Source organism: Spirillospora sp. CA-128828, assembly GCF_050945415.1.
Classification (GTDB): domain Bacteria; phylum Actinomycetota; class Actinomycetes; order Streptosporangiales; family Streptosporangiaceae; genus Spirillospora.
Window position 1 is genome coordinate 9,252,715 of sequence record NZ_CP191986.1, and the last position, 25,074, is coordinate 9,277,788.

Consider the following 25,074-nt stretch of genomic DNA (forward strand, 5'->3'; position numbering starts at 1 on the left):
ATCGGTCGCACCAGGGGCACCGTCCGCAGGGGCGCCGTCAGCAGGGGCACCGCCGGCGCCGGGAGCATCGCCGCGGCCGCACACCGTGGCCCCCTATCCGCCGCCCGGGTATCCGCCACCGCCCGGGTATCCGCCGATCCGCTACAAGCCGACCAAGCTGGAAAAGGCGATCGTCGGGTGGAAGCAGCCCTCGCGGGCGATGTCGCCGGCGCTCGTCGCGGGCGCGCTCGTCGCCGGGATCATCGGGGCGGTCACGCTCGGCCCGGAGATGCTGCACGGGCTCGGCGTGGGCGTGCTCATCACGGCGGTCGCCGTCGCCTACCTCGCGGGCGCTTCGGCCTGGTCGGGCGGGAGGTTCGTCCGTCCCGGGGCTGAGAAGGACCGGCGGCTCGCGTGGCTGAACCGGACCGGGATCGTGTTCGTGCTGCTCGCGGTGGCCCTGTCCTCGATCGCCGCCTTCCGGGACGCGGAATGGGTCGTCGTCCCCGCCATCCTGCTCGCCATCGCCGTGGGCTCCTACGGGACGTCGGGCGGAAGGTCCTGGGTGGAGGTCCTGTTCGGCGGGGTCGCGGTCCTGCCGGCGGCCGGCGCCATGATGCCGTGGGCGGTCCGCGGCGCCTACGGGACGGTGACGTCGGGACGCGGCAACGCGTGGCCGGCCATCCGGACGGCCCTGATCGCGGGCGGGCTGCTCGCGGTGTTCGGCGCGCTGTTCGTCGGCGCGGACGCGGCGTTCGGCAGCCTCGCGGAGGGCCTCGTCCCGGAGATCTCACCGGGCACCGTCATCCTGTACGGGTTCGCGGGCGGCGTCACGCTGCTGCTGGCGTCCGCCGGCGCGTTCCTCGGGCAGGCACCGCCGCCGCTGCACGTGCTGGTCCCCGAGCGCGCCAAGCCCGCCGGCCGCTGGTCCTGGGCCGTGCCGATCGCGGCGCTCGACCTGCTCTTCCTGGTGTTCTGCGCGATCCAGGCGGGCATCTTCCTGGCCGACGACAAGGACGAACTGCTCCGCTCGACCGGTCTCACCTACGCCGAGTACGCGCGGCAGGGGTTCTTCCAGCTCGTCGTCGTGACCGTGCTCGTCCTGGCGGTCGTGGCCGTCGCGAAGCGCTACGCGCCGTCGGCGGGCCGGGGCGACCGGGTGACCGTCCAGGTCCTGCTCGGGCTGCTGTGCGCGATGACGCTCGTGGTCGTCGCCGTGGCGCTGCGGCGCCTGTACCTGTACGAGGAGACGTACGGCTGGACGAGGCTGCGCATGTGGGTGCACGCGTTCGAGCTGTGGCTCGGCGTCGTGGTGGTCATGGTCGCGGTCGCCGGGGTCGTCAAGGGGCGGGTGGCCTGGCTGCCGCGCGCCGTCGCCGCCAGCGGCGCGGTCGCGCTGATCGTCCTCGCGCTGGTCAACCCGGACCGGTTCATCGCCGAGCACAACCTCGACCGGTACCGGGAGACCGGCAAGATCGACATCGGGTACCTGCGGAACCTGTCCGCCGACGCCGTCCCGGCGCTGGACAGGCTCCCCGAGCCGATGCGGTCGTGCGCGCTCCTGGACATCGCCCACGACCTGAAGGACGATGAGCCGGCGATGAGCGCCAACCACGGACGCGACCGCGCGCGCGACATCCTGCGGGAGCACCCCGTCGACAGCACGGTGAGCTGCGCTAACCAGCCTGGTCGATGGTGAGCAGGGCGTACGCGGCGAGCGTCGAGTCGTCGGTGATGCGGCCGTCCCGGATCAGCGCCTTGAACTCCTCCCAGGACACCCACTTCTGCCGCATGTCCTGCTCCTCGGGCTCCCGGTCGGGCTCTCCGGCCACCAGGTCGGACGCGACGAAGACGTTGAAGCCCTGCCCGCTCGTCCCGTGCGAGCAGTTCAGGTAGCCGAGATGCGTCAGCGTGCCGGCGCGCAGGCCCGTCTCCTGCGCGAGTTCCAGCCGGGCGAGCTCCTCCGGGTCGGCGTCCTGCCGGCCCGGGAGCGAGCCCTGCGGGAAGTTCCACGTTCGCTTCCCGATCGGGTACCGGTACTCCTCGACGAGATGGAACCCGTCACCCTCGACCGGGATGACCAGCACGAAGTCGGGCTTCTCGACGACCCCGTAGATGCCGCGCGAGCCGTCCAGCCGCTCGACCTCGTCCTCGCGGACGACCATCCAGGGGTTCTCGTAGACCACCCGCGTGCCGACCTGGCGGACCGCGGGCTTCCCTTCGTTGCCGTCAGGGACGTCGTTCATGTCAGGCTCCCGACCCAAAGCGGTAGACGAGTTCGTGCCGGTCGCCGACCACCACCCGGTGGGTGACCTCGACGACACGGTCATCCTGGTCGTAGGCGCGGCGCCACAGCGTCAGGACGGGCTGGTCGGGCGCGATCTCCAGCGTCTCCTGCTCGTCCGCGCGGGGAAGCCGGCACGTCACCGACTCCTCGAACGTGATCCGGTGCCCGGCCTCCTCAAGCCGCGAGTAGAGGCCGCCCGGCCCGGTGTCGACCTGGCGCAGCACCGGGATCCGCTCGACGATCTCAAGGATCACCCAGGTCGTCGCGGTCTGGACGGGTGGTTCGCCCTCCACGCCCTGGACGCGCGCCCGCTCCAGTACCCGCGTCCCGGCCGGGACGTCGAGGCGGGACGCGAGCCGCTCGCCGGCCTCCACCTCGGCGACGGTCGTCCGGGTGAACGGCCGGCGGCCGTCCTGCTGCGCCGACACGTGGAACCCGCGCCACGCGCCGACCTGCCGGGTGATGTCGGCCGCGGCGCGCCGCACCTTGCGCGCCGTCCGCACCTGCGCGCCCGAACCGTGCCGCAGCTGGACGAGGCCCTGGTCGGCCAGCATCCGCAGCGCCCGCCGCACGGTCGAGCGGTCGGCCCCGTACGCCCGCGCCAGCTCCCGCTCGGACGGCAGCCAGGCGCCCGGCTCCAGCTCGCCCTCGACGATGCGGGCGGCCATCGCGTTGCCGATCGCCTGTGCCTTCGTGGGGGGTCGCGGCATACCAGATCCTGGACTGGGGTCGATGTATTGACATAACACCGTACAGATCCCGCCCGGCCCGGGGCCCTTTTGGGGTTCGGGCGAACGCGTTGTGGGCGGTGCTTGGTAGTTCTATGGTAGTCCTACCAAAGGCCGACCGAGGGAGCCCCGCACGATGTCGGTGACCATGTGCATGCCCGGCTGGCACAGCGAACGATCGAGCAGGGGCCTGCGGGCCACACGGGTCACCCCCTTGTCGGACTACCAGCTGCTCAACGGCTGCCTTGAGGAGCTCGTCGCGACCGACGAGGGCGAACTGTGGCTGCTGTGCGACGCGCAGACCCGGCTGGCCGAGCGCGTCGCCACCGCCGAGCGGCTGAGATCGTCCAGCCTCCGCTGACTCCGAGCGGCTCTCCTGCGGGGGCGCCCGCCGGGTGGTCAGCTCCGGCGCAGGGTGACGACCTCGCCGGAGTCGCCGACGACCTCGCGGGCGGGCGGGATGATGCGCTCCCGCGCGTTGTCGGCCAGCAGCGCCCGGGCGCGCAGCACGATCTCCAGGTCGAAGCGCAGGTCCGGGTCCAGCAGCTGGTCGCCGAACAGCTCCTCCAGCTGGCGCAGCCGGTACCGGACCGTCTGCGGGTGGACGTGCAGCCGCATCGCGACCTCGTTGGCGTTGCGGCCCGACTGCAGCCAGGCGAGCAGCGTCTCGGCGAGCCGGTCCTGCTGGCTGGCCCGCAGGTGCGCGAGCGGCGCGAGCCGCAGGTCGGCGAGCGACGTGATGAGCCCCTCGTCCTGGAAGAGAATCAGCGTGGACATGTGCTCCACGCTGCGGATGACGCCGCTCTCCGCCTCGATCACCCCGCGCTGCACGAGGAACAGCGTCTTGCGCGCCCACTGGATCGACCGCGCCGCCTCCATCAGCGGGACGGTCGGGCCGACGACGGCGAGCGTCCCGGACAGCGCCCGGTCGACGAGCTTGGCGCGGCCGGGGCCGTCCGGATCGGGAATGATCAGGCTGGGGGTGCGGCGGGTCAGGTCGGCGAGGACGTCCGGCGGGAACGCGGGCTGCCGGGTGTCCTGCGGGTGCCGGCCGAGCGCGACCGCGGCGACCGTCCGCGGGACGGGCCAGTGCGCGGCGGCGGCGAGGTCGGCGATCGCCTCCCGCGCGGCCGGCGGGTCGGCGAACAGCAGGTCGAGCAGGCGCTTGCGGCGGCGCTGCATCTCGCCGGCGACGGCGGCCTTGGCCTGCGAGAAGCCCTCGGCGGCGGCGTGCGCCAGCTCGTCCTGGAACTGCATCAGGACCTCGCCGACGGCACCGAGCGTGCGCGGCGGCACCTGCAGCACCTCGGCGCCCTCGGTCATCCGCCGCCACGCCACCATGCCGCCGACCCGCATCGCGGTCTGCATGGCGTCGAGGCTGCGCCCCTCGCCCGCCTCACCGCGGCCGATGGCGCGGAAGAAGTCGGTCACCGGAGCCGGATCATGGCCGGGATCGGCCACCCGGTCGACGAAGAAGTGGAGCACGCGCTCGACGGCGAGGCGGAGGGTCCCCGAGTAGGAGCCGTCCCCCGGCCGGTCGTACTCCCTGACGCGCGTCTGGATCTCCTGGATCATGTCGTCCGCCACCTCGTCGAGGTGCGGACGCATGTTATCCGCCAGTTCCCTCGGCAGATCCGCCCACGGGCGCCCGCTGGTGGTGGAACCGTCGTCCGCCACAGAACCTCCCAGCTCCGTCCCCCTGCGTTGCGCGCCGTACACACGGGGTAATTACTTACTTATGGGACCTGTGTGGGGCAAATCATGACCCGTGGCATGCCCGGCGCGCAAAGTCTAAGTCGATATACGACCGACATCGGCCGGGTGGTTGAACGGCTGGTCCGCGCCCTCCGGACCCTCTGGCCGGACGGCCGCTCCAATGCGAAATCGACGTCCTTCCGACCGCCGGAGGCCCGCACGCTCCTCGGCCGCCCGCCCGCCGCCTCAGTCGGCCGGACAGCCGTCGTGCCGGTCCCGGCGGGCGACCAGGCCGCGGAGCAGTTCGAGCACCTCGGTGAAATCGGCGACCTCGGCCCGGCACGACGGGCAGCCGTCCACGTGCTCCCGCATCCGTAACCGGTCGGCCGGCGCCAGGATCCCGAGGACGTAGGCCCCGGTGTCCATCCGGTAGGGGCAGCTCATGGCGGGTCCCGCCGGTCGTTCCGGACGCGTTCGAGCCAGCCCGGCCACAGCCGTCCGGCCACCCTCGCGTCGAGACGGCCGCCGAGGTGCATCGACCGCCAGACGCCGCGATACCCCGGCAGGATCCCGGAGGCGACGAGGACATGGCCGGCGATGAGCACCGTGGAGAAGTACGTCGCCCATTTGTGGACGCGCGCCAGCACGGCGAACGCCGGGCCGCCGTGCAGCGTCACGAGGCCGACACCGCTCCCCACCAGGACGAGCAGCCCGGCGGCCAGGAGGACGTTGGCGACGCGCTGCCCCGGGTCGAAGTGACCGCCGTGCCGGACGAACCGTCCGGTCACGACCGCCGCCGGCCAGCGGAGAAACCATCGTGCGTCGCCCCGCCGGAACCGCAGCGACTCGATCACGAAGGTGCGCACCGCGCGGACCCCCACGACGAGTCCCAGGACGACCAGCGCCGTCAGCGCCCAGCCCACGTCCTTGTGCAGGGTGGTGTCCGGCATGTGGAACAGCCTCGCGAGAAGGCTCGGCCGGCCCTCGTGCCCCAGGAGCAGCCACCATCCGGTGGCCAGCAGCACCAGCACCCCGGCGTAGACGCCCGCGTGGAACCACCGCGTCGGCCGCGTGTACCTCTCCACGGTGTCGCGCTTCGGACGCGTGCCGCCCACGTCCGTCGTCCGCGACCTAATAGCCATAGTTCCCGCCACCACCGGAGCCGCCGCCGGACCCGCCGGTGGAGCCGCCGCTCGTGACGTTCACGTCGACCTTGGCGCTCGCGCCCGCCGACGAGTGGTCGGCGTGCTGGAGCGTCACACCGATGGTGTGCTTCCCGGCCGGCAGGTTCTTGATCTGGTACGGCGAGGACGTCACGACCGTGTATTCGTTGGTCTTGCCGTCGATGATGACGTGGACGTGGTCCTTGCCGGAGTCCTCGGGTCCGATGGCCACGCTGCTGCTGAACTTCAGCGTCACCGGAGCCTGCACGTTCGCGTCCTCCGCGGGCGACTCGATCTTCAGCGCCGGACCGCCGCCCCCGCTCGCGGCCTCCGAGCTTCCACCGCACGCGCTCAGCCCGAGCGCCGCCGCGGCGACACCGGCCATCACGATCTTCGTGTTCACGGTTCTCCCCTCGCCGTGCTTCGTGTCGGCGGTAATACGGCGAGGAGGGACGAAGAGATTCGTCGATTCGTGAACCCTTTCGGGGCTCGCTCCCGTATTGAACATGTGGGAACTTTCCGATGAGTCGCTGCTCACCGGCATGGCCGCGGGCGATGCCGAGACGGCGGCCGTCTTCGTCCGGCGGTATCAGGCCCGCGTCTACGGACTGGCGTACGCGCTGGTCGGGTCCTCGGCGATAGCGGAGGAGGTCGCGCAGGAGGCGTTCCTGCGCGCGTGGCGGCACGCGGGCGCCTACGACCCGCGCAAGGGCCGGGCGATCACCTGGCTGCTCACCATCACCCGGAACCTCGCCGTGGACGCGATGCGCCTGCGCGGCGACCGGCCCGTCGATCCGCACGTCCTGCTGAGCACGCTCACCGGCGGGGAGCGGGGGGCCGCGCCGTCCACGAGTTTCGAGGACGCCGAAGAACTCCGCGAGGCCCTGCGGGCCCTCCCACCCGAGCAGAGCACCCCCATCGTCCTGTCGGTGTACTACGGGCTCACCGCCGGTGAGATTGCCGACCGCGAGCACATACCCTTGGGGACCGCCAAGACCCGGCTCCGCCGAGGGCTCGCGAAACTTCGTGAGGCGCTGGGAGTGACCCATGACTGACCGTCCGGAATGCGCCGAGACGCGGCAGGTCCTCCCCGAGCTCGCGGCGGGTGTCGCGCCACCGGAGGAACGCGCGCGGGCCTTGCGCCACCTCGCCGGATGCGGCCGATGCCACCGCGAACTGGAAGCGCAGACCGCGCTCGTCGACGAACTGCTGCGGCTCGTCCCGGAACGGCAGCCGCCCGCCGGTTTCGAGGCCGCCGCCCTGGCCCCCATGCTCCGCCGCGAACGCCCCCGGCGCCTGCGCAACGCACTGGCGCTGGCCGCGTCCGCGCTGCTCATCGCGGGGGCGGCGGGGGCCGCGGTCTGGCAGCGGACCTCGGACGACCGGCAGCTCGCCGACGGCTACCGCAAGACCCTCTCCGTCGCCCACGGCCGGTACCTGCGCACGGTGCCCGTCGACGGGGACGGCGCGAAACCGTCCGGATACGTCTTCGCCTACCAGGGCTCACCCGCCTGGCTCTTCGTCACGATGACGTCCGTCCGGGAACCGGGCGCCTACCAGATCACGCTCACGACCCAGGAGGGCCGCGACGTCAGCCTCGGCACCATGACCGTCAAGAACGAGCAGGGTTCGTGGGGCACGACGGTGCCGGTCACCGTTCACGACATTCTCCTGATGCGCTTCCACGGCCCTTCCGGCGACCTCCTCGCCCACTTTGGCTGAACAGAGCCCTGACGGTGGGTGACACCTCCGGCCGCCGGCCGGTTCAGTTCGCGACCGGCTTGCCGTCCTCGTTGATCCGGGTGCGCCCGAGCGGTTTCACGTTCGGGTGGTTCGGCAACGGCTGGTCGTAGAGCAGCACGTTGATCCCGAGACCGGCCGTGTACTCGACGTATCCGCCGGTCGTGGCATCGATGCCGAAGTAGCGAGAGCAGTCGCCCTGACCGTAGTAGACCCCGTCGACGCTCGGTGCCTTGCGCACGACGCCGTAGTCGCCCCTGCCGCTGACCTGGTCCGGTGGTGTGAGGCTGACGCAGTAGGGCACCGGCAGGCCCTTGAAAACGTAGTAGCCGAGCAGGTCGCCGTCGCTGTTCTGCAGGTAGACGTAGCTCAGCTTGCCGGGCTTGTCCCAGGTTTTGATCCAGAAGTTGGCCGTGTTGCGGGTCGGTGAATAGCTCATCGTCTGGCTCGGCTGCTGCGTGACCAGTTTCGTGTACCCGCCCAGAGTGCGGTCCTGCTCTTGCTCGCCGGAGCTGTCCGTGCAGCTGACGAGGGAGAACAGGGCCACGGCCGCAGTGGCCAGCAATACGAGAGTGCGCCTCAGGTGTGCGCGGGTGACGGTGAACTCGACGTGCATTGTGTCTCCTTGGTGCTCAGCCCGAGCCGGTACGGCAGCCCCGAGCTTCGAAACTGTCCCTCGGTGTACTTCTTCGCGGCATCCGCGTTGTACTGGTTGATGTTCTCGGCTCGGTTGTTCTCCAAGGCCGTGATCGACGCGTTGATCTGCATCGCACGCTCATCGCCGGGCTTCGGTTTCGAGGCCAGCTCACGTCGCAGATTTCTCATCGACGCCTCGTCGGACTGCACCTGGGCGCAGAGGTCGAAGAAATGGTCGTAGGCCGCGATCCGGTAGGTCCCGCTGCCCTCGACCTGTTCCCGCTTCTCGGCGGCACCGCGCCACGGCGCCGTGACCTGGGCGAAGAATCCCCATCCGAACACGTACATCAGACCGAGGATGAGACTGACGATGAGTGTGACGACACCGACCGTCAGAACGACGCCACCGTGGCGGGCGATGCCTCTTATTGTGTGGCCGACATCGTCATCCGGCATGCGCCGCACCTTCCTTTTCCGTCGGCGTGAAGTACCTGACCTGCGGAAGCTTGCAACGCAGCCGCGTTCCCGAGGCATCACCGAAGCCGATACAAGCCGCCACAGTTTGTCATTATAGACATTCCGGGCGGGACCCCTACCGGACCCGGCCCTTTCACTTGCCAATTCGGTGGCACTGAGATTCACGTGAATGCGCGAAAAGAGACTGGGTCCGCGTGACTCGTAGAGGCTCTTCAAATTCGTTGACGGAGCCCCGGACGTCCATTCTTGAGACTGAGCAGGCGCCATGTATTGAGCGTGCCCCTCCACCCGCCTGACCACGGCCCGGCCACCGCTTGGCCGAACTTCTCATCAGGCGCGGACCGTCGCCGCATGGATCTCTGTACCTATCAGTATGTACACTGCCCTCATGCGTATATCCCGCGCTCCGCGCGACAGCGTCTCCGTTTCGTCCGAACTGATCACCGGCGGGGCCCGCGTCGAAGAACTCGCCGCCCCCGAAGGCCCCTCGCGTACGCAGGTCGACAGCGTCCGCTTCGCGCCCGGCGCCCGCACGCGCTGGCACCGGCACCCGGCCGGGCAGGTGCTGGTGGTCACCGACGGCACCGGGCTCGTGCAGCGCCGCGGTGGAAAGGTCGAGGCCATCCGCACGGGCGACACCGTACGGATCGAGGCCGGTGAATGGCATTGGCACGGCGCGGCCCCCGGCGGCGCGATGACCCATCTGGCCATCGAGGAGCTGCCGGAGGACGGGAGGACGGCGGAGTTCGCCGAGGCCGTGACGGACGCCGAATACAAGGCCGGACACGGCGGTGACGGTGGAGAACAGGCCGAGCCGCCGCCGCTCAGCCGCGTGATCGTCATGGACCAGAGGCTCCCGGAGCCGCTGGCCACCCAGCGCGTCGAAATCCGGCAGATCACCATCGCCCCCGGATACGCCGCGGGGCTGCACATCCACAACGGACCGGTCTTCGGCAGCATCGAGACAGGCTCGGCGGTCTACCAGATCGAAGGCGAACCCGAGACCCTGCTCAAGCCCGGGGATGTGTTCTACGAGCCCGAGGGCGTGCGCATCGCACGCTTCGACGCCCAGGAGGACGGCGTGACCTTCCTCGGGTATTTCCTGCTCGCCGACGGCCTCAACGCCGACCTCGTCTTCCCCGAGGCCTGACGGCGACCGACTTCACAGGGGATCCAGGCGGAAGACCGCCGTCACCGTCGTGTGCGGTGTGATGTCGGCGATCGGCGCGCCGATGGGAAAGGGCAGTTCGGGGTCCTGGTAGCCGGCCTGCGGCAGGTACGTCGCGAGCACGGCGGCGGCCTCCGCCCCTTCGACCAGAACGGCGGCGTAGTCGGCGTCGGTGCCGTCCGGGCCGTCCCGCTCGACGGTGCAGCGGCCTGCCCCGAGAAGGTTGCGCACCCAGTCTCGGTGGCGAATCGCCGAGCACAGGTAAAGGCCGCCGCCGACCCGGGTCACGTTGATCCCGAAGGGACGGGGCTGCCCGGTCACCCGTCCGCGCACTCTGATCACCCGGCGCACGGGCGCACCCTCACGGTAGGGCTGAACCGGCGTCGCCCGGATGTCCTCGATCGCTCGCACGGCCATCTCACGCCGGCCGGTATCCGACTCCATGGCGTCCCCCTTTGACGGCATTAAGCGGACCTTCGGTCCGGATCGTCTCGGGCGCTAGAATACGGACCTACGGTCCGGATGAGCAAGGGGGACGGATGGTCAGGTCGGAGCGGGCGGACGCCGCCCGCAATCGCGAGGCGATCCTGTCGGCGGCGGCGGACCTGTTCGACCGCGAGGGCGTACCGGACGTGTCGATGAGCGACATCGCCGCCGCGGCCGGCGTGGGCAAGGGGACCGTGTTCCGCCGCTTCGGCGACCGCACCGCCCTCATCCAGGCGGTGATAGAACCGCGGGTCTCCGCGTTGCGAGCGGCGGTGGAGTCGGGGCCGCCGCCACTGGGGCCGGGCGCGACACCGGACGAAGCCCTGCACGCCTACCTCGACGCCCTCTTCGACTTCGTCCGGGCCAACCGCGGCCTGATCCGGGCGCTGGAGCACCGCGGCCCGTACGCGTACTACGCCAACCCGGCCAGCCGGTTCTGGATCGAGGAACTTGCCCGTCGCCTGGGCCGCGCACGTCCGGGCGACGACGCCGACTACCTGGCCCACGCCGTCTTCACCGCGCTGCGCGCCGACGTGATCGACTACCTCGTCACCGCACGCGATGTGGCCCCAGAGCGCATCCGAGCCGGCCTCCACACCCTCGCCCTGCCCGCATAAGGCCCGTGAAAGACGTACAGGGACCCGGCGGTACGCATGGGCCCCTGCGTATGAGTTACTCGCCCCGGCTGACCGCGAGGCTGCCGATGGCGACGAACAAACCGGCGAGGAAACCGATCAGCCCGCCGAAGAGAATGCCGGCGTCATGGTCGAGGACGATGTCATGGGCGGAGCCGATGAGCCCGCCGATGACGGCCCCGACCACACCGGTGACAGCCGCGACCACGAGGTCGAGGAAGCCGAAGCGGTAGCCGAGGACCGCGCGGACGATCACGCCGCGCACGGCCGAGATCATGGCGCCGACAGCAGCGCAGATGAGCAAGGCGACGACGAGCTTGACGACGAGCTCGTCGGCGCTGGAGCTGCCGTCGTCCACGATGGCGGCGCAGACCTTGGCGATGACGACACCGGCGAGGGCGACACTTACGACGCCCAGGGCGATGATGGCCACCTTTTCGGTGTCGATGGGCCTGCGAGCGAAATGCATCATTGGGATTCTCCCTGTTTGGGCGCGCATACGGGTGCGCGCTACTCAGGGGCCTACCGTGCCGAGCAGGCACGACCGCGCAACATGGAGCCCGCTCCACCGTCACCTGATCTCGTGGCGCTGCTTGCGCTCGTCCACGGTGCCGATCCCGCCGGCTACGGGCGCCGGCTTCTCCCTCTGCCTACGGCCGTCTGGGGGTGGTGGGCTGTCGCGGCGGCGGCCGTGTGGAGGAGTTCGGTGACGGTTCCGGTGAAGCCCGGGAGCATGCGCAGCACGAGGACCCATGACTCACGGACGGGGTCGAGGTGGTCGCGTACCAGCGGGGCGAGGGTCGCCCGCGCTTCCGGGCCGGTCATGGCGGCGAGCGCCGCGTCGGCCGGGCGCGCGAGCGTGACCACCTGCTCCCAGGTCACCGCACCCGCGCGGACCGCGCGGGACAGCCACGGACCTGCGCTGTTGCCGTCGAGGATCTCCCGGGCGGTCTCGCCCCCGACCGTGGAGCCGGTGGACTCGATCCAGCGCCACCGCCGCCGGTCGGCCTCGTCGCGGATCTCCTGCGGGCACTCGGGAATCTCGGCCAGGCCGATCAGTACGGTGGGGCCGAACGGCCTGCGCCGGTGTTCGGCGATGATCTCGTCCCAGTGCCACAGGTGCGCCTCACGGAACACCTCCGCCGCGGGATGCGTGCCCTGCGTTCGCAGTCCGGCGATCTGGGCCTCGGCGGTCTCGCCGGCGGCGACGGTGGCGCGCAGTTCCTCCAGCGCCGCGACGGCGTCCTGCTGGGCCAGCAGTTTCGTGACGGGCTTGCGAACCTCGCGGCGGATGACGTTGCGGGAGAAGGTCACCCCCTTCGGCTCGTTGTCGAGCAGGTCGCGAACCGCCTGGGGGCCGCCGCGTTCCCACAGGTTGAGCAGCAGCCGGAGCTGCGGGGTGACGCCGCGCACGCGGACGTGGGACAGGATGCGTCGTTGCAGCCGCACGTTGGAGCAGCTGATCGCGTCGCGTGCGCGGAACCCGCCGTCGCGCTCCATCAGCCGCTCGACCAGGTCCTTGCTCAGCCGTCCCGACAGCAGCCGTTCCCGCTGCGGGCCCGTCGCGCCGGTCCGCAGGAACAGCCGGGCGTTGACGGCCGGATCGTTTCGGCTCATCAACACCTCGACGGCCTCAGAAGTCAGCGACGGCCGCTGCGCCAGCGCGAGCCGGTAGCGCTTCTGCTTGGCCTTCATCGCGAAATCGAGCCATTCGGCGCGCCATGTGGCCTGGCCGAACAGATCACCGACCGTGCGGTCGTCCAGGTGCCTCAGCAGGACCAGATGCGTCTCGACGGCCGCGGCGTCCAGCAGGGCCACGAACTTCGCCCGTGTTCCCGAGACGGAGGCGACGCGGTCCCAGGCGGGCAGTTCGCCCGCGCCGGGCCACTGGGCCGCCGCCTTCCCGCTTCCCGGAGCCTTGGCGGCCTCGCCGACCTCGGCGAGCATGTCGGCGACGTCCCCGTTGAAACGGGGAAGGCGCTTGCGAGCCTCACGCCAGGCGCCGACGCTATCGCCGAGGTGCTTGCTGACCAGGGCGGGCAGGCCGGTCTCGTCTTTGACGAGGATCTTCGCCGGAAGCGGGGGCGGGCGTAGTGCCTCGGGGAAGTCGGAGCGCGTCGCCAGGGCCTTCAGTGCGTACTTCCCGAACGGGCGGTCCGCGTGCGCGCGCCGGAGCGCATCCCAGTCGATGCGGTCGCGCAGTCCCACCATGTCGAGATGGATTTCCAGGGGGTCGTACTGCGCCTCGTTCTCGTAGAGTTCCTCGATGAGGCCTTCACTGCCCTCAGCGACGGTCACCGCCTCGCGCAACGCGGCGGCGTCGCCGTTCGCCAGGACGGTGCGCAGGACCTCGGAGACCTCCGGACGGAACTTGTTCTGGTTGAGATGGCCCAGCCTCATCAGGCCACCGTCGTGGTCGTGGACGGTGAGCAGCCCGCGCAACTGCTCGGCGCGGGTGAGCTCGGAGGCGATGTCGATGAGCGTCGTGCGCGCGGATCGTCCCACCGGACACACCACCAGGGCGCGGCGCCGGCGCGTTCGACCGAGCCCGAGGTGTGCGAGGACGCCTGCCGGTTTCGTCCAGTCCTCGTGCGGCCGGGCGGCGGCCAGCACCTCGCGGCAGCCGCGCAGCGGCCACCAGTTCGTGTCGGGAAGGTTGGGCCTGCCGAAGATGATGGCGCGCGCCACATCCGGATGACCGGTCGCGGCGATGCGGGCCTGCAGGTCTAGGTCGTCGCCGACGCTGTCCCTGTTGGACGCCAGGTGCTTGAGGCACTCGATACGTTGCTCCTCCAGGAGCGCCTCGATGAGCGGCAGGGGCACTGGCCCTTCCGACAGCCCCTCCTTGAAACGGTCGGCGGCCGAGGCCAGCACCGGACGCCAGTCGGGCAGGGCGGAGGACTGGAACAAGGCGGACGACCCACGCTGGTCGGCGTCGATGAGGTGCTCCCAATGTGCCGTTTTGGCCAGGAGCGTAGTCCGCAAGCAAAGATCTTCACCAGCGGTTCGGTGCCCTTCTCAAGGACCCACCACTTGCCTAGCCTGCGTTTGCGAACGTGTGTGGCCACGTCGCCTCCTTGCTCTCGTATGGGTCACCGCACGCACCTCGCGCATGCGGTTCAATCGCCTACCGTGCAGCCTTTAGGCGGCCGCGCAACTTGGGGCGGCGGATCGCACGGCATTCCTCGGACGTTCTCTGAAGGTGAAGGTCGCCCGAACTCGGAAAAGGTTTACGACATCCCTATAGATGTCCGAACCCGGTCATTCGACCTATGTTTTCCCACATTTAGGGTTGTGTCGCAATGGAGTCTCGCTAAGCTTCGGGCGCGTCATTCTCATCCGTCCCACCGGGTCTCGGACCACGAGCGCACCCGCATGTCAGTCGCGCGCCGAAGCGCGGCATCCCCCGCCATCGCCAGTGCGGCCTTCGCCCGGGAGGCATGGAGAGTTCCCGATCAGAGGAGAAAGGCAATGCGCGCAACTCGGCTGACAGCGGCGGCGATCGCCGCGGGATCCATGGTGCTCGGGATGGCGGGCCCCGCACTCGCGACCCCCGATGCCCCGCCCAAGGCCGGTCAGTTCTGCAAGAAGGCCGAACTCGGCACGACCGCCAAGGCCGAAGACGGCACGCTGCTGAAGTGCATGAAGAAGTCCGGGCAGGAGCAGCCGCACTGGGTCGCGGTCAGCCCGGGCGACGACGAGCCGACGGCGCCCCCCACGACGCCGAAGCCGACGTTCAAGTTCGGCTACGACAAGGTGAAGCTGTCCAGCCGCCGCGTCGCCCCCGGCCTGAAGACGACCTTCACGGTGACCTGCCCGAGCACGGTGTCCATCACGAGCAACGGTTACACCCAGAACCCGCTGCCGGTGAAGAAGATCGGCAAGAGCACCTGGACGGCGACCGGCACGTTCCGCGGCAACCTGCCGGACCCGACGACCGCCACGGTGGTCTGCAAGGGCTTGGGGTCGGTCAAGTTCAGCACCAGCCCCGAAAAGGGCGGCAACAACATGACGCCCACGACGCCGAAGATCCCCACCGGGCCGATCAACACCGGTGACGGCAGCATGTACCGGCAGCCGGGCGGCTCCTCCGCGCCGCTGCTCGCGGGGGCCTGGGGCGCGCTGATGGCCGCCGGCCTGGGCGCGGTCGCGCTCCGGCGTAGGACGGTGCGGTCGTAGTTGCCTGAGTTCCCAGCATCGGCCGCCGGTCGCCGCGTCCTGACCGCGGCGACCGGCGCGCTGCTCACCGGTCTGCTGTTCGGCGGCTGCGGAGGAGACGGCGGCGCCCCCGCCTCGTCCTCGGACACGCCGAAGCCCGTGGCGAGCGGGACCACCCCGAGCGGCACCCCGAGCGGCACCACGGCCGCGTCGAACACCTCGCCGCTGTCCCACTCCCTGCCCACCGAGATCACCATTCCGAAGATCGGCGTGTCGGCTCCGGTCGGCCAGATCGGGCTGCGGCCCGACGGGCGCATCGAGGAGCCGCCGCTGAGCCGGCCGAACCTGGCCGGCTGGTACAAGGAGGGCGTCACGCCGGGCGAGGTGGGCCCGGCGGTCATCCTCGGCCATGTCGACGCCGACAAGAAGGCCGCCGTCTTCTACCGGCTGAAGGAACTGCGGCCGGGCGACAGGATCCAGGTCAGCCGCAAGGACGGCTCCACCGCCGCTTTCGCCGTGCAGACGGCGCAGCGGGTCGACAAGGACGCCTTCCCCCACAGGAAGGTCTTCGGCGAAGACCTGGACTACGCGTCCCTCCGGCTCGTGACCTGCGGGGGCGCCTTCGACGCGAAGGTGGGCCACTACACCGACAACCTGATCGTCTACGCCAGGCTCATCGGCTCCTGACCGCACAGAGAACGCCCGCCCGTCCGCACCCTGTGGACGGGCGGGCGTTCTGCCGTCACGGCCCGGCCCCGGGATGCACCGCGAGTCAGGGCAGGGTGTGTTCGATGAGCAGCCAGGCGCCTATGGCGGTCATCGCGGCTCCGGAGAGGCGGCTGATCAGGCGCGCGGTGCCGGGGCGTGCGTTCAGCACGGTGCGGGTCAGGGTGCCCAGGCAGAGGTAGAACCCGGCGCAGGTGGTCACGAAGGTCAGGCCGAGGACGCCCAGCTGCGCGGACATCGGCCAGCGGTCGTCCGGGTCGGTGAACTGGGGCAGCAGCGCGACGAAGATCAGCAGCCCCTTGGGGTTGAGGCCGCTGACGCCGACGCCGCGCAGGAAGGTGCTCCAGCCGGTGCCCGGCTCGGCCTGAGGATCAGGGGCGGAGGGACGGGCGAAGCTCGTCGCGCCGTGCCACATGAGGTAAAGGCCGCCGACGACGGTGAGGCCGGTCAGGACCGACGGTGACCCGGCGACCGCGGCGCCGACGCCGGCGGCGACGATCAGGGCGATCGCGGCGTAGCCGACGACGAGACCGCCCACGGCGGGAACGACGGAGTCGCCTCGCAGGCCGGCGCCGATGGTGAAGGCCCAGTCCGCGCCCGGGACGACGATGAGCAGAAGCGCGACCGCCCAGAAGGCGAACACCGAGCCCGCTGCCATGCCAGTTCTCCCCGGATATCGGCTGTTACCGGGAGAGTACGTTCGATCGGACAGGAAATGGTTTCAACATTTGCCCTGTTCGAGCGATTCTGTGCGAAGATCTGCTACATGGACGCCATTGACCGCAAAATCCTTGCTGTGCTCCAGGAGGACGGCAGGTTGACGGTCACGGACCTGGCGGCGCGGGTGGGGCTGAGCGTCTCGCCGTGCCATCGCCGGTTGAGGGAGCTGGAACGCAGCGGGGCGATCCAGGGATACCGCGCGATCGTGGACGCCGCCGCACTCGGCCTGACGTTCCAGGCGCTCGTGTTCGTCACCATGCGGCAGGAGGACCGCGAAACGCTGCTCGGTTTCGAGGCGGCGGTGGCCCGGGTGCCCGAGGTGGTGCAGGCGCAGCGGCTGTTCGGCGATCCCGACTATCTGCTGCGCATCGTCACGGCCGACCTGACCGCGTATCAGGAGCTGGAGGACGACGTGCTGTGCGCGCTGCCCGGTGTGCAGCGGCTGAACTCCACGCTCGTGATGAAACACGTCGTCCATGACCGGCCGCTGCCCACATGAGCCGACGTTCCTTGAGAACGCGCTGAAACGCGAACGGGCCCTGGAGGTCCAGGGCCCGTCAGCGGAGCGGAACGTCAGCGGCGGTAGAGGTTGAACCTCTCCTCGCCGATCTTCTCGCGCAGGGCCGGGTCGTCCACGCCCTGGCCCTCCCCGGTGGCGCCGCAGAGGACGGCGACCTTGCCGATGTGCTGGTTCGTCTGGACGGCGCGGGTGGCGTCCCCGGCCTCGTCCAGCGGGAAGACCCTCGACAGCGTCGGGTGGATCATGCCGAGGCCGATCAGCCGGTTGATCTCGACGGCCTCGTGGTAGTTGAAGCCGTGCGAGCCGATGATGCTCTTCAGCCGCATCCACAGGAACCGGTTGTCGTACTCGTGCTTGTAGCCGGTGGACGAGCCGCAGGTGACGATCTTGCCGCCGCGCTTGGCGACGTAGACCGACGCGCCGAACGTCTCGCGGCCGAGGTACTCGAAAACGATGCCGGGGTCCTCGCCGGCGAGCCGGCGGATCGCCTCGCCCAGCATCCGCCCGGCCTTGGGGTGCCGGAGGCCCTGCTCACCGAGGTCCAGCTCGTTGCGGTTGATGACGTGCTCGCAGCCCTGGGCCCGGACGATCTCCGCCTTCTCCTCCGACGAGACGACGGCGACCGGGATGCCGCCGCCGTTCCTGACGAGCTGCGTCGCGAACGAGCCGAGCCCGCCGGTCGCGCCCCAGATCAGGACGACGTCCCCCTGCTTCATCCGGGCACCGTGGGGACCGACGAGCATCCGGTAGGCGGTCGCGGCGCAGAGCGTGGTGGAGCCGGCCTCCTCCCACGTCAGGTGCGCGGGCTTGCGGATCAGCTGGTTCGCCTTCACGATGCAGTACTCGCCGAGCGACCCGAAGTTCGTCTCGAAACCCCACGCGAGCTGGGTCTCCGACATCATGCCGTCGTCGTAGGAGCCGTGGTCCTCCTCGTCCACGTAGGACGGGGAGAGGACGACCTTGTCGCCGGCCTTCCAGCTCTTCACGCCGCTGCCGGTGCGGACGACGACGCCCGCGCCGTCCGAACCGAGGATGTGGTACGGCAGGTCGTGCCGCGCGCCGTGCCAGCCCTGCCGGCCGAACTTCTCCAGGAACGCGAACGTCGGGATCGGCTCGAAGATCGCCGACCAGACGGTGTTGAAGTTGATCGCGGCGGACATCACCGCGACCACGCACTCGTCGGGGGCCAGCTCGGGCATCTCGACCTCGCCGACGTGCATCGAGCGCCGCACGTCCTTGTCGGCCTGACCCTCGAAGATGCCGACCTCGTCCTTGCGGGTGAACGCGGCGCGGAAACGGGTCGGCAGGTCGATGTCCTGCAGCTCGGGGCCGCTCGCGCCGGAGCGTACGGCGTCGAGCAGGGCGTTGGACGAGCCGGGGTGGGCCATGGGTGTCCTCCGTGGAACGACGGGGTTCGGGGGGCGGCCGTCAGCGGGCCGCGTCGAGCGTGGGGACGGCGTCGCGCTCCCGCCGTCCCGACAACCGGGCCTCCAGGTGCGCGGCGAGGACCTCCACACCGGGTGGATCGAGCAGGTTGAGGTGGTGTGCGCCGGGGATCGTGACGATCTCCAGGTCGGAGCAGAGAGCGCCGAAGCCGTTGGTCCCGTCAAGCGCGTAGCGGGCATCCCGGACGGCCCAGGGGGTCTCCTCGGGCGCGTGGTAGAGGATGACTCGTCCGCCGTACGGCTCGGGCCGGTACGCCTCCAGGGAACGGGTGTCCTGGTGGGACGTCAGCTGGTGGGTGAGGGCCGCCGGGGGGATGTGGTCCACGAGCGGGGCGGCCCTTTCCATGACCAGCGCGAACTGCGATTGCTCGTCCAGCCCGGACAGCTCCTCGTAGGTGAGGGTGACGTCCAGGCCGTACGTCTCGTTGATGTAGTCGGCGAACGCGGAGAAGCGGCGGGCGAGGGTGTCGGACTCGTCGTCCACCGCGAGCGGGAGGCCGGCGTCGAACAGCGCGACGAACTCGACCTCGCGTCCGGCCGCCGCCAGCTGCCGGGCGGTCTCGTAGGCGAGGACGCCGCCGAACGACCAGCCGCCGAGCCGGAACGCGCCCGCGGGCTGCTCCTCCACCAGATGCCGGACGTACCGGGCGGCGCGCTCCTCGACGGACGGCGCGTCCTCGAACCGCTCCAGCCCGTACACCGGCTGGTCGTCGCCGAGCAGGTCGATCAGCCGGCGGTAGCAGGCCGTGGTGCCGCCGGCCGGATGCGCGATGAAGATCGGCCGCCGGTCCCCGGACGGTTTCAGCGGGCGGACGGTCCGCCGCGCCGCCTCCTCGCCGGCCGCCCGGATGAACTCGGCGACGTTCTCCGCCGTCGGCACCTCGAACAGCTCGCCCCGGGTGACCTCGCCCAGTTCCCGCGCGACCGTGGCGACGATCCGGTCGGCCTGGTGCTCCTGCCCGCCGAGGTCCGCGAAGAAGTCGGCGGTGACACCGACGCGGTCGAGACCCAGGACGTCCTCGAAGATGCGGACGGCGAGGCGCTCGGCGGCATCGCGCGGCATGACATATCCGGACTCGGCATTCGAAACCGCCGCGGGTGCGGAGGCGTCCGCCAGGCCGAGCTCGCCGGCCGCCCACTCCTCGAACGCGTTCACGCTGGCACCCTGGAGCAGGACGGACGCCGGGACGGTCAACCCGAGGTCGTGCTCGACGCCGCTCTTGATCCGCACGGCGACGAGCGAGTCGAGGCCGAGGTCGGTGAGCGGGACGGCCGGGTCGAGGCGCTGCGGGTCGAACCCGAGGACGGCCGCTATCCGGTGCCTGACCTGCGCGCCGATCATCTTCCTGGCGGTCGCCGGGTCGAGGTCCGCGAGCGCCTCCACGCCCGGCCAGCCGGTGTCGTCCCGCCGCTCGTCCGCGGCCTCGGTCAGCGCGGCGAAGTACGGCATGTTCCGGATCTCGGGGAACAGCCCGACCGCCGTGGCCGGGTCGAAGCGCAGCACGCCCGTCGCCGGCATGTCGTGGACGAGCAGCGCTTCGAGCGCCTCGGCGCCCTCCGCCGGGCTGAGCGGGTCGATGACGGTGACCGACGTTCCGGTGGCTCCGCCGACCTGTGACCAGGTGCCCCAGTTGATGCTGGTCCCGGGGCGCCCGTTCGCGCGCCGGTACGCCATCAGCGCGTCGACCGCGGCGTTCGCGGCTGCGTAGGCGGCCTGGCCGGGCGAGCCGAGCAGCGCGGCGGCCGACGAGTGCATGACGAGCCAGTCGAGATCGGAGTCCCAGGTGGCCTCGCTGAGCCGCCGCGCGCCCTCGACCTTCGCCGTCCACACCCTGTGGAGATCGTCCGGCCCGAGGTCGGCGATCAGCCGGTCGTCGATCGCGCCGGCGCCGTGCACCACGCCGCACAGCCTGGTGCCGCCCTCCTGCGCGACCCTGACGAGCCGCTCGGCGGTGCCGGGACGGGCGATGTCGCCGAGCACGACGCCGACGTCCACGCCGTCCTCGCGGAGCCGGGCGATCACCTTCTCGGCGTCGGCGTCCGGACCGCCGCGCCCGGACAGGACGATCCGCCCGGCTCCTCGTTCGGCCAGCAGCCGTGCGGTGACCAGCCCGATCCCGCCGTACCCGCCGGTGATCACATACGCCCCGCCACGCCGGACGATCCGCTTCCTCTTCGCCTCCGACTCGGGCAGCACGGCCTGCGCGAGCCGCGCCACGTGCCGCTTGCCGCCACGCCACGCGACCTCTCGCGCGTCGTCGTTGCTGAGGAGTTCGGCGACGAGATCCGCTGGACGGTCGACATCCACATGCGTGGCGCGCTGGACGGTCCGTTCGAAGGCAAGCACACGTGTGAGCGCGCTGACGAAGCCGTGGCCCGGCAGACCCTCCCCTTCGAGCGGCACGGCGGCGCGGGTCGCCACGTAGAAGCGGGGCCCGTCCGGGAGTGAACGGCTCACACCTGCGACGGTGAGGACGAGTTCCTCATCGACGAGGTCGGCCGACGGCACGAGCACAACGCCCTCGACCGGCTCGTCCATGGTGGGGTGCTCATCCGGCGGCCGGTCCATCACTCGGTGCCGGACGACCCTCTTCCCGCGCCGCTCAAGCTCGGCGGCCGTGGCGGCGGCGAGCGCGTCGCCCTCCTCGGAGAGCACGAGCCAGGGCTCCCCCGAGGGATCTTCGGCCGCGATGTTGTGGAGAGGGGTCTCGTCCCAGACGAGTTCGACGAGTTTGTCGGTAAGAGGGACGGGGACGTCGTGACGTTCGACTTTGCGGAGCACGATGCCGGTTGCTTCGGCGAGGATCTGGCCGTCCGCCGCTAGGAGCGTGACAGAGCCCGTCACGCCGTCCTCGTCCCGCACGACCTTCGCCTGGACGTGGCCGCCGCGATGGGTCGGTCCGTACACGCGGAGGCTTCCGATCGTCTCGGCGAGCCAGACGCCGCCGTCGCCGGCCGCCGCCTCGTCCGACAGGACGGAAAGGCAGCGGTCGAACACCTCGGGGTGCAGGCGGTAGTGGCGGCTGCCGCGTTCGGCCGCGGCGACCTCGGTGGCGGCGCCGGGCCCAGGTGCGGCGGGGGCGCGATGGTCCACGCCGACGTCCGCGCTGGCGAGCCGCACCCACGCGCCCGCCGGCGTCAGGCCGTGGACCTCCACCCGCTCCTCCGCCTCGGTGAACGTCGTGGTCACCGTCGTGTGGCCGGCGGGGGCGAGCGGCTGCTCCATCCACAGGCTGTTGACGCGGACGTCCTCGGTGCCCAGCACGGTCGCCCCGGCGGCGACCGCCATCTCCGCGAACGCCGCGACCGGCAGCGCGGGCAGGCCGTGGACGGTCAGGCCGCCCAGCCACGGCTGTGCCGTGAGGCCCACGTCCACGCGCCAGGCGTGGCGGTCCTCACCCGGCAGTTCCACATGCGCGCCGAGCAGCGGATGCTCGTCGCGCTTGGCCGCCGTGCGCGCCCGCGCGTCCACCCAGTGGCGTTCGTGGCGCCACGGCGACTGCGGGACGTCGATGATCCGCCCGTCGGCGGGCGCGGCGGTCGCGTGGCCGTGCGCGGCGAGGGTGGCGAGCTGCGCGTGGAACGTCAGCGTGTCGTCGGTCTCCTGGCCCTTCGGCGCCCGCTTCAGCGTGTGGGTGACGAGCGCGCCCGTCCCGTCGAGGGTCTCGCCGATGGCGTGGGCGAGGATCGGGTGCGCGTTGACCTCGACGAACGTGCGGAACCCGTCTTCGGCGGCGGCCGCCACGGCGTCCGTGAGCCGCACCGCGTTCCGCAGGTTCGCGGCCCAGTACGCGACGCCCAGATCCGGCTCGGCATCGAGGAGGGCCCGGGGGTCGTCGAGGGCCGTCGTGTAGAGCCTGATGCCGTCGGCGAGCGGGACGCCGCGGTCGGCACCGACCTCGGCGAGGAGTTCGCGCAGGTCGGGGAGGAGCGGGTCGACCTGGGGGGAGTGGCCCGCGCCCTCGGCCTGGACCATCCGGGCAAGGCGGCCCTCGCCCTCGGCGCGCTCGACGATCTCGGCGACCTGGCCGGCGTCGCCGGTGACGACGGTCTGCTTCGGCGAGGAGTGGACGGCCGCGTACACCTCGGGGAGGCCGTCCGACAGGCGCGCGACCTCGTCGGCGGACGCGCCGACGACGGCCATGGCGCCACCGCCGACCAGCCGCGTCAGCAGGCGGGACCGGCGGCAGATGACGCGGACGCCGTCCTCCAGGGTGAGCGCGCCGGCGACGACGGCCGCCGCGACCTCGCCCATCGAGTGCCCGATCACCGCGCCGGGCGTGACGCCGTACGCCTTCCACGTGCGGGCGAGGCCGATCTGGACGGCGAACAGCACCGGCATCGTGTCGGCCGGGCCGTCCGGCTTGCGGCCCTCTTCGAGGAGCGCCCACAGGCCGGGGCCGCCCTCCTCGGCGAACAGTCCGTCCAGGTCGTCGATGGCCTCGGCGAACGCGGGCTCCTCCTCCAGGAGGCGCCGTGCCATGCCCGCGCGCTGTGCCCCGTAGCCGGAGAAGACCCACACGGGACGCCCGGGAGCGCCGAGCGCCGTGCCCGTCACTACGCCGGGGTGGGGGCGCCCCTCGGCGAGGGCCACGAGTCCGTCGATGAGACCTGCACGGTCCCTGGCGGCGACGGCGGCGCGGGCTCGCCCACGGCCGGCACGCCGGTGCAGGGTCCGTGCGACGTCGGCGAGCTTTTCGTCCTGAGCCGGCAGCCAGCCGGCCAGGAGGGCCGCGTGGTCGCGGACGCGGTCGTCGCTGGTGTCGGACAGCGGGAACGTCCGGACGACGGCCGGATGGGCGGTCATGTCCTGCGCAGGAGCCTCTTCCAAAAGGACGTGTGCGTTCGTCCCACCGAAACCGAACCCGGACACGCCGGCACGCGCGGGATGGCCCCGATCAGGCCACGGTGTCTCCTCCGCGACAACTGCTAGGCGCAGTTCATCGAAGGGGATGTGCGGGTTGGGTTCCTTGTAGTGCGCGCTGGGCGGGATGACTTTGTGATGCAGCGCGAGGACGCTCTTGATGAGCCCGGCCATGCCCGCCGCAGACTCCATGTGCCCGAGATTGGACTTCGCGGAGCCGAGCAGTAGCGGATCCTCGGGTTCGCGTCCCGCACCGAGGATCTCGCCGACCGCCTTGGCTTCGATCGGGTCGCCGAGGAACGTCCCCGTCCCGTGGGCTTCGACGTAGTCGACCTCTCGCGTGGCGATGCCCGCGGTCGCGTACACGTCCCGCAGGAGGGCGCGCTGCGCGTCGGAGTTGGGGGCGACGAGGCCGTTCGACCGCCCGTCGGAGTTGACGCCCGAACCGCGGATGACGGCGAGCACCCGGTCGCCGTCGCGTATCGCGTCCGGCAGGCGCTTCAGGACGACGGCGCCGCAGCCCTCCGCGCGGACCATGCCGTCGGCGGACGCGTCGAACGCCTTGCAGCGCCCGTCCGCCGCCGTCCCGCCGGCAAGGTCGAACGTCATGGTGACGGTCGGCGACAGCAGCAGGTTCACGCCGCCGGCCAGCGCCACGTCGGCCTCACCGGCGCGCAGCGCCTGGACGGCGAGGTGGGTGGAGACCAGCGACGACGAGCACGCGGTGTCGACGATCATGCTGGGCCCGCGCAGGTCGAGCAGGTACGACAGCCGGTTCGCGATGATGCTGAGCGACGCGCCCGTCGCGGTGAACGGTTCGAGGGACGCCAGGTCGGCCGCGGTGAACGCGGCGTACTCCGGCGCGGACACGCCGACGAAGACGCCGGTGCGGCTGCCGCGCAGCGACGCCGGGCCGATGCCCGCGTGCTCGAACGCCTCCCACGCCACTTCGAGGACGAGCCGCTGCTGCGGATCCATCACCGCGGCCTCACGCGGGGTGATGCCGAAGAACTGCGCGTCGAACTCGGCGATGTCGTCCAGGAAACCGCCGAGCCTCGTCGTCTTGTCGAGGAGGTCGGCGACCTCTGGGGAACCGTCGTCGAACGGGGCCCAGCGGCCGTCCGGCACTTCGCGGATCGCGTCGCCGCGTCCGGTCAGGAATCGCCAGTAGCCGGCGGGACCGGTCAGGTCGCGGTCGCCGCCGGGAAAGCGGAGCCCGATGCCGACGACGGCGATCGGCTCGTCGTGCGCGGCCTGCTTCACGACCGGTTCCGGCGGTGCCTCGGCCGGGCCGTCCCCGCGCGTCAGCGCCACGGAGAGCTTGTTGATCGTCGGGTGCTCCCAGACGAGGGTGGCCGGGAGGGCCCGTCCCAGCATCTGCTCGAGCTCGCCGGCGATCGCGACCGCGTCCCGGGAGGCCAGCCCGAACTCCTCCAGCGGCCGGTCGGGGTCGATCCCGGCGGCGGCGGAACCGGAGCGGCGCGCGATCTGCTCGATCAGGTGCCGGCGGATCGAATCCTCGCTGATCCGAGTCTCGTCCTGCGCGTTCTCCCGCGCGGCCCCGGAACGATCGTTGCTCTGCATGCGGTGGGTTCCCCCCATGAAACCGGGATCGTTCATCGAGCGGAGGGACCACTTTGTCTTACG

Annotated in this window: 23 protein-coding genes; 9 read left to right on the forward strand and 14 right to left on the reverse strand. The window is 71.1% G+C overall.

Going from position 1 to position 25,074, the window contains the following annotated elements; all coding sequences use genetic code 11:
• Window positions 1-85: 85 nt before the first annotated feature.
• A complete protein-coding gene (locus ACQPXG_RS44465; RefSeq protein WP_433465159.1) occupies window positions 86-1,678 on the forward strand; it encodes a DUF4153 domain-containing protein in 1,593 nt (530 codons plus the stop codon).
• Here the strand turns inward: ACQPXG_RS44465 and ACQPXG_RS44470 are convergent.
• Together ACQPXG_RS44470 and ACQPXG_RS44475 are read right to left on the reverse strand one after the other, a co-directional pair.
• Entirely contained in the window at window positions 1,656-2,225 is a 570-nt protein-coding gene (locus ACQPXG_RS44470) for an NUDIX domain-containing protein (protein ID WP_433465160.1), read from the reverse strand. The two genes, ACQPXG_RS44465 and ACQPXG_RS44470, sit on opposite strands and share 23 nt — an antisense overlap.
• Window position 2,226: 1 nt before the next feature.
• Window positions 2,227-2,976, reverse strand: coding sequence for a GntR family transcriptional regulator (locus tag ACQPXG_RS44475; protein ID WP_433465161.1), 750 nt, complete (start codon window positions 2,974-2,976; stop codon window positions 2,227-2,229).
• Window positions 2,977-3,130: 154 nt separating this feature from the next.
• On the opposite strand from ACQPXG_RS44475, the gene ACQPXG_RS44480 reads away from it, so the two are divergent.
• Window positions 3,131-3,355: a hypothetical protein gene (locus ACQPXG_RS44480; protein ID WP_433465162.1), complete on the forward strand. Its 225-nt coding sequence runs from the start codon at window positions 3,131-3,133 to the stop codon at window positions 3,353-3,355.
• Window positions 3,356-3,393: 38 nt separating this feature from the next.
• On the opposite strand, the gene ACQPXG_RS44485 is transcribed toward ACQPXG_RS44480, so the two are convergent.
• The 4 genes from ACQPXG_RS44485 to ACQPXG_RS44500 form a co-directional block, all read right to left on the reverse strand.
• Window positions 3,394-4,671 carry a helix-turn-helix domain-containing protein gene (locus ACQPXG_RS44485; RefSeq protein ID WP_433465163.1) on the reverse strand — a complete coding sequence of 426 codons (1,278 nt, stop codon included), beginning with the start codon at window positions 4,669-4,671 and terminating at the stop codon, window positions 3,394-3,396.
• 264 nt (window positions 4,672-4,935) lie between these two features.
• Window positions 4,936-5,133 (reverse strand): anti-sigma factor family protein, encoded by a 198-nt coding sequence (locus tag ACQPXG_RS44490; RefSeq protein ID WP_433465164.1) that lies wholly within the window; start codon window positions 5,131-5,133, stop codon window positions 4,936-4,938.
• The gene (locus tag ACQPXG_RS44495; RefSeq protein WP_433465165.1) at window positions 5,130-5,804 is read right to left on the reverse strand and encodes a cytochrome b/b6 domain-containing protein; all 675 of its coding nucleotides are present in this window, start codon (window positions 5,802-5,804) and stop codon (window positions 5,130-5,132) included. Before ACQPXG_RS44495 ends, ACQPXG_RS44490 begins: the two co-directional genes overlap by 4 nt.
• 16 nt (window positions 5,805-5,820) lie before the next feature.
• Window positions 5,821-6,255, reverse strand: coding sequence for a hypothetical protein (locus tag ACQPXG_RS44500; protein ID WP_433465166.1), 435 nt, complete (start codon window positions 6,253-6,255; stop codon window positions 5,821-5,823).
• Window positions 6,256-6,358: 103 nt separating this feature from the next.
• On the opposite strand from ACQPXG_RS44500, the gene ACQPXG_RS44505 reads away from it, so the two are divergent.
• Window positions 6,359-6,907: an RNA polymerase sigma factor gene (locus tag ACQPXG_RS44505; RefSeq protein WP_433465167.1), complete on the forward strand. Its 549-nt coding sequence runs from the start codon at window positions 6,359-6,361 to the stop codon at window positions 6,905-6,907.
• Window positions 6,900-7,574, forward strand: coding sequence for an anti-sigma factor family protein (locus tag ACQPXG_RS44510; RefSeq protein WP_433465168.1), 675 nt, complete (start codon window positions 6,900-6,902; stop codon window positions 7,572-7,574). The genes ACQPXG_RS44505 and ACQPXG_RS44510 overlap by 8 nt, the downstream gene beginning before the upstream one ends.
• A 43-nt stretch (window positions 7,575-7,617) precedes the next feature.
• Here the strand turns inward: ACQPXG_RS44510 and ACQPXG_RS44515 are convergent, their stop codons facing one another.
• Together ACQPXG_RS44515 and ACQPXG_RS44520 are read right to left on the reverse strand one after the other, a co-directional pair.
• Complete coding sequence (locus ACQPXG_RS44515) at window positions 7,618-8,208, reverse strand: hypothetical protein (protein ID WP_433465169.1); 591 nt, start codon at window positions 8,206-8,208, stop codon at window positions 7,618-7,620.
• Entirely contained in the window at window positions 8,172-8,693 is a 522-nt protein-coding gene (locus ACQPXG_RS44520) for a hypothetical protein (RefSeq protein WP_433465170.1), read from the reverse strand. The genes ACQPXG_RS44515 and ACQPXG_RS44520 overlap by 37 nt, the downstream gene beginning before the upstream one ends.
• Before the next feature lie 400 nt (window positions 8,694-9,093).
• Here ACQPXG_RS44520 and ACQPXG_RS44525 point away from each other — a divergent pair, with 400 nt between their 5' ends.
• Window positions 9,094-9,855 (forward strand): (R)-mandelonitrile lyase, encoded by a 762-nt coding sequence (locus ACQPXG_RS44525; RefSeq protein ID WP_433465171.1) that lies wholly within the window; start codon window positions 9,094-9,096, stop codon window positions 9,853-9,855.
• Window positions 9,856-9,867: 12 nt separating this feature from the next.
• On the opposite strand, the gene ACQPXG_RS44530 is transcribed toward ACQPXG_RS44525, so the two are convergent.
• Window positions 9,868-10,317 carry a hypothetical protein gene (locus tag ACQPXG_RS44530; RefSeq protein ID WP_433465172.1) on the reverse strand — a complete coding sequence of 150 codons (450 nt, stop codon included), beginning with the start codon at window positions 10,315-10,317 and terminating at the stop codon, window positions 9,868-9,870.
• A 95-nt stretch (window positions 10,318-10,412) separates the two neighbouring features.
• On the opposite strand from ACQPXG_RS44530, the gene ACQPXG_RS44535 reads away from it, so the two are divergent.
• Window positions 10,413-10,976 (forward strand): TetR/AcrR family transcriptional regulator, encoded by a 564-nt coding sequence (locus ACQPXG_RS44535; RefSeq protein WP_433465173.1) that lies wholly within the window; start codon window positions 10,413-10,415, stop codon window positions 10,974-10,976.
• A 55-nt stretch (window positions 10,977-11,031) separates the two neighbouring features.
• On the opposite strand, the gene ACQPXG_RS44540 is transcribed toward ACQPXG_RS44535, so the two are convergent.
• On the reverse strand, window positions 11,032-11,466 hold the full coding sequence (locus ACQPXG_RS44540) for a hypothetical protein (RefSeq protein WP_433465174.1): 435 nt from the start codon (window positions 11,464-11,466) through the stop codon (window positions 11,032-11,034).
• 152 nt (window positions 11,467-11,618) lie between these two features.
• Window positions 11,619-13,979 carry a hypothetical protein gene (locus ACQPXG_RS44545; RefSeq protein WP_433465175.1) on the reverse strand — a complete coding sequence of 787 codons (2,361 nt, stop codon included), beginning with the start codon at window positions 13,977-13,979 and terminating at the stop codon, window positions 11,619-11,621.
• 486 nt (window positions 13,980-14,465) lie between these two features.
• On the opposite strand from ACQPXG_RS44545, the gene ACQPXG_RS44550 reads away from it, so the two are divergent.
• Window positions 14,466-15,173: a hypothetical protein gene (locus tag ACQPXG_RS44550; protein WP_433465176.1), complete on the forward strand. Its 708-nt coding sequence runs from the start codon at window positions 14,466-14,468 to the stop codon at window positions 15,171-15,173.
• Window positions 15,174-15,839: a class F sortase gene (locus ACQPXG_RS44555; protein WP_433465177.1), complete on the forward strand. Its 666-nt coding sequence runs from the start codon at window positions 15,174-15,176 to the stop codon at window positions 15,837-15,839.
• Between the two features lie 85 nt (window positions 15,840-15,924).
• On the opposite strand, the gene ACQPXG_RS44560 is transcribed toward ACQPXG_RS44555, so the two are convergent.
• Window positions 15,925-16,536 (reverse strand): LysE family translocator, encoded by a 612-nt coding sequence (locus tag ACQPXG_RS44560; RefSeq protein WP_433465178.1) that lies wholly within the window; start codon window positions 16,534-16,536, stop codon window positions 15,925-15,927.
• 108 nt (window positions 16,537-16,644) lie between these two features.
• On the opposite strand from ACQPXG_RS44560, the gene ACQPXG_RS44565 reads away from it, so the two are divergent.
• Window positions 16,645-17,097, forward strand: a complete 453-nt coding sequence (locus tag ACQPXG_RS44565) for an Lrp/AsnC family transcriptional regulator (RefSeq protein ID WP_433465179.1) — start codon at window positions 16,645-16,647, stop codon at window positions 17,095-17,097.
• Between the two features lie 74 nt (window positions 17,098-17,171).
• Here ACQPXG_RS44565 and ccrA read toward each other — a convergent pair whose 3' ends face one another.
• Together ccrA and ACQPXG_RS44575 are read right to left on the reverse strand one after the other, a co-directional pair.
• Entirely contained in the window at window positions 17,172-18,506 is a 1,335-nt protein-coding gene (ccrA, locus tag ACQPXG_RS44570) for a crotonyl-CoA carboxylase/reductase (protein ID WP_433465180.1), read from the reverse strand.
• 40 nt (window positions 18,507-18,546) lie between these two features.
• Window positions 18,547-25,011, reverse strand: a complete 6,465-nt coding sequence (locus ACQPXG_RS44575) for an SDR family NAD(P)-dependent oxidoreductase (RefSeq protein ID WP_433465181.1) — start codon at window positions 25,009-25,011, stop codon at window positions 18,547-18,549.
• Between the last annotated feature and the right edge of the window lie 63 nt (window positions 25,012-25,074).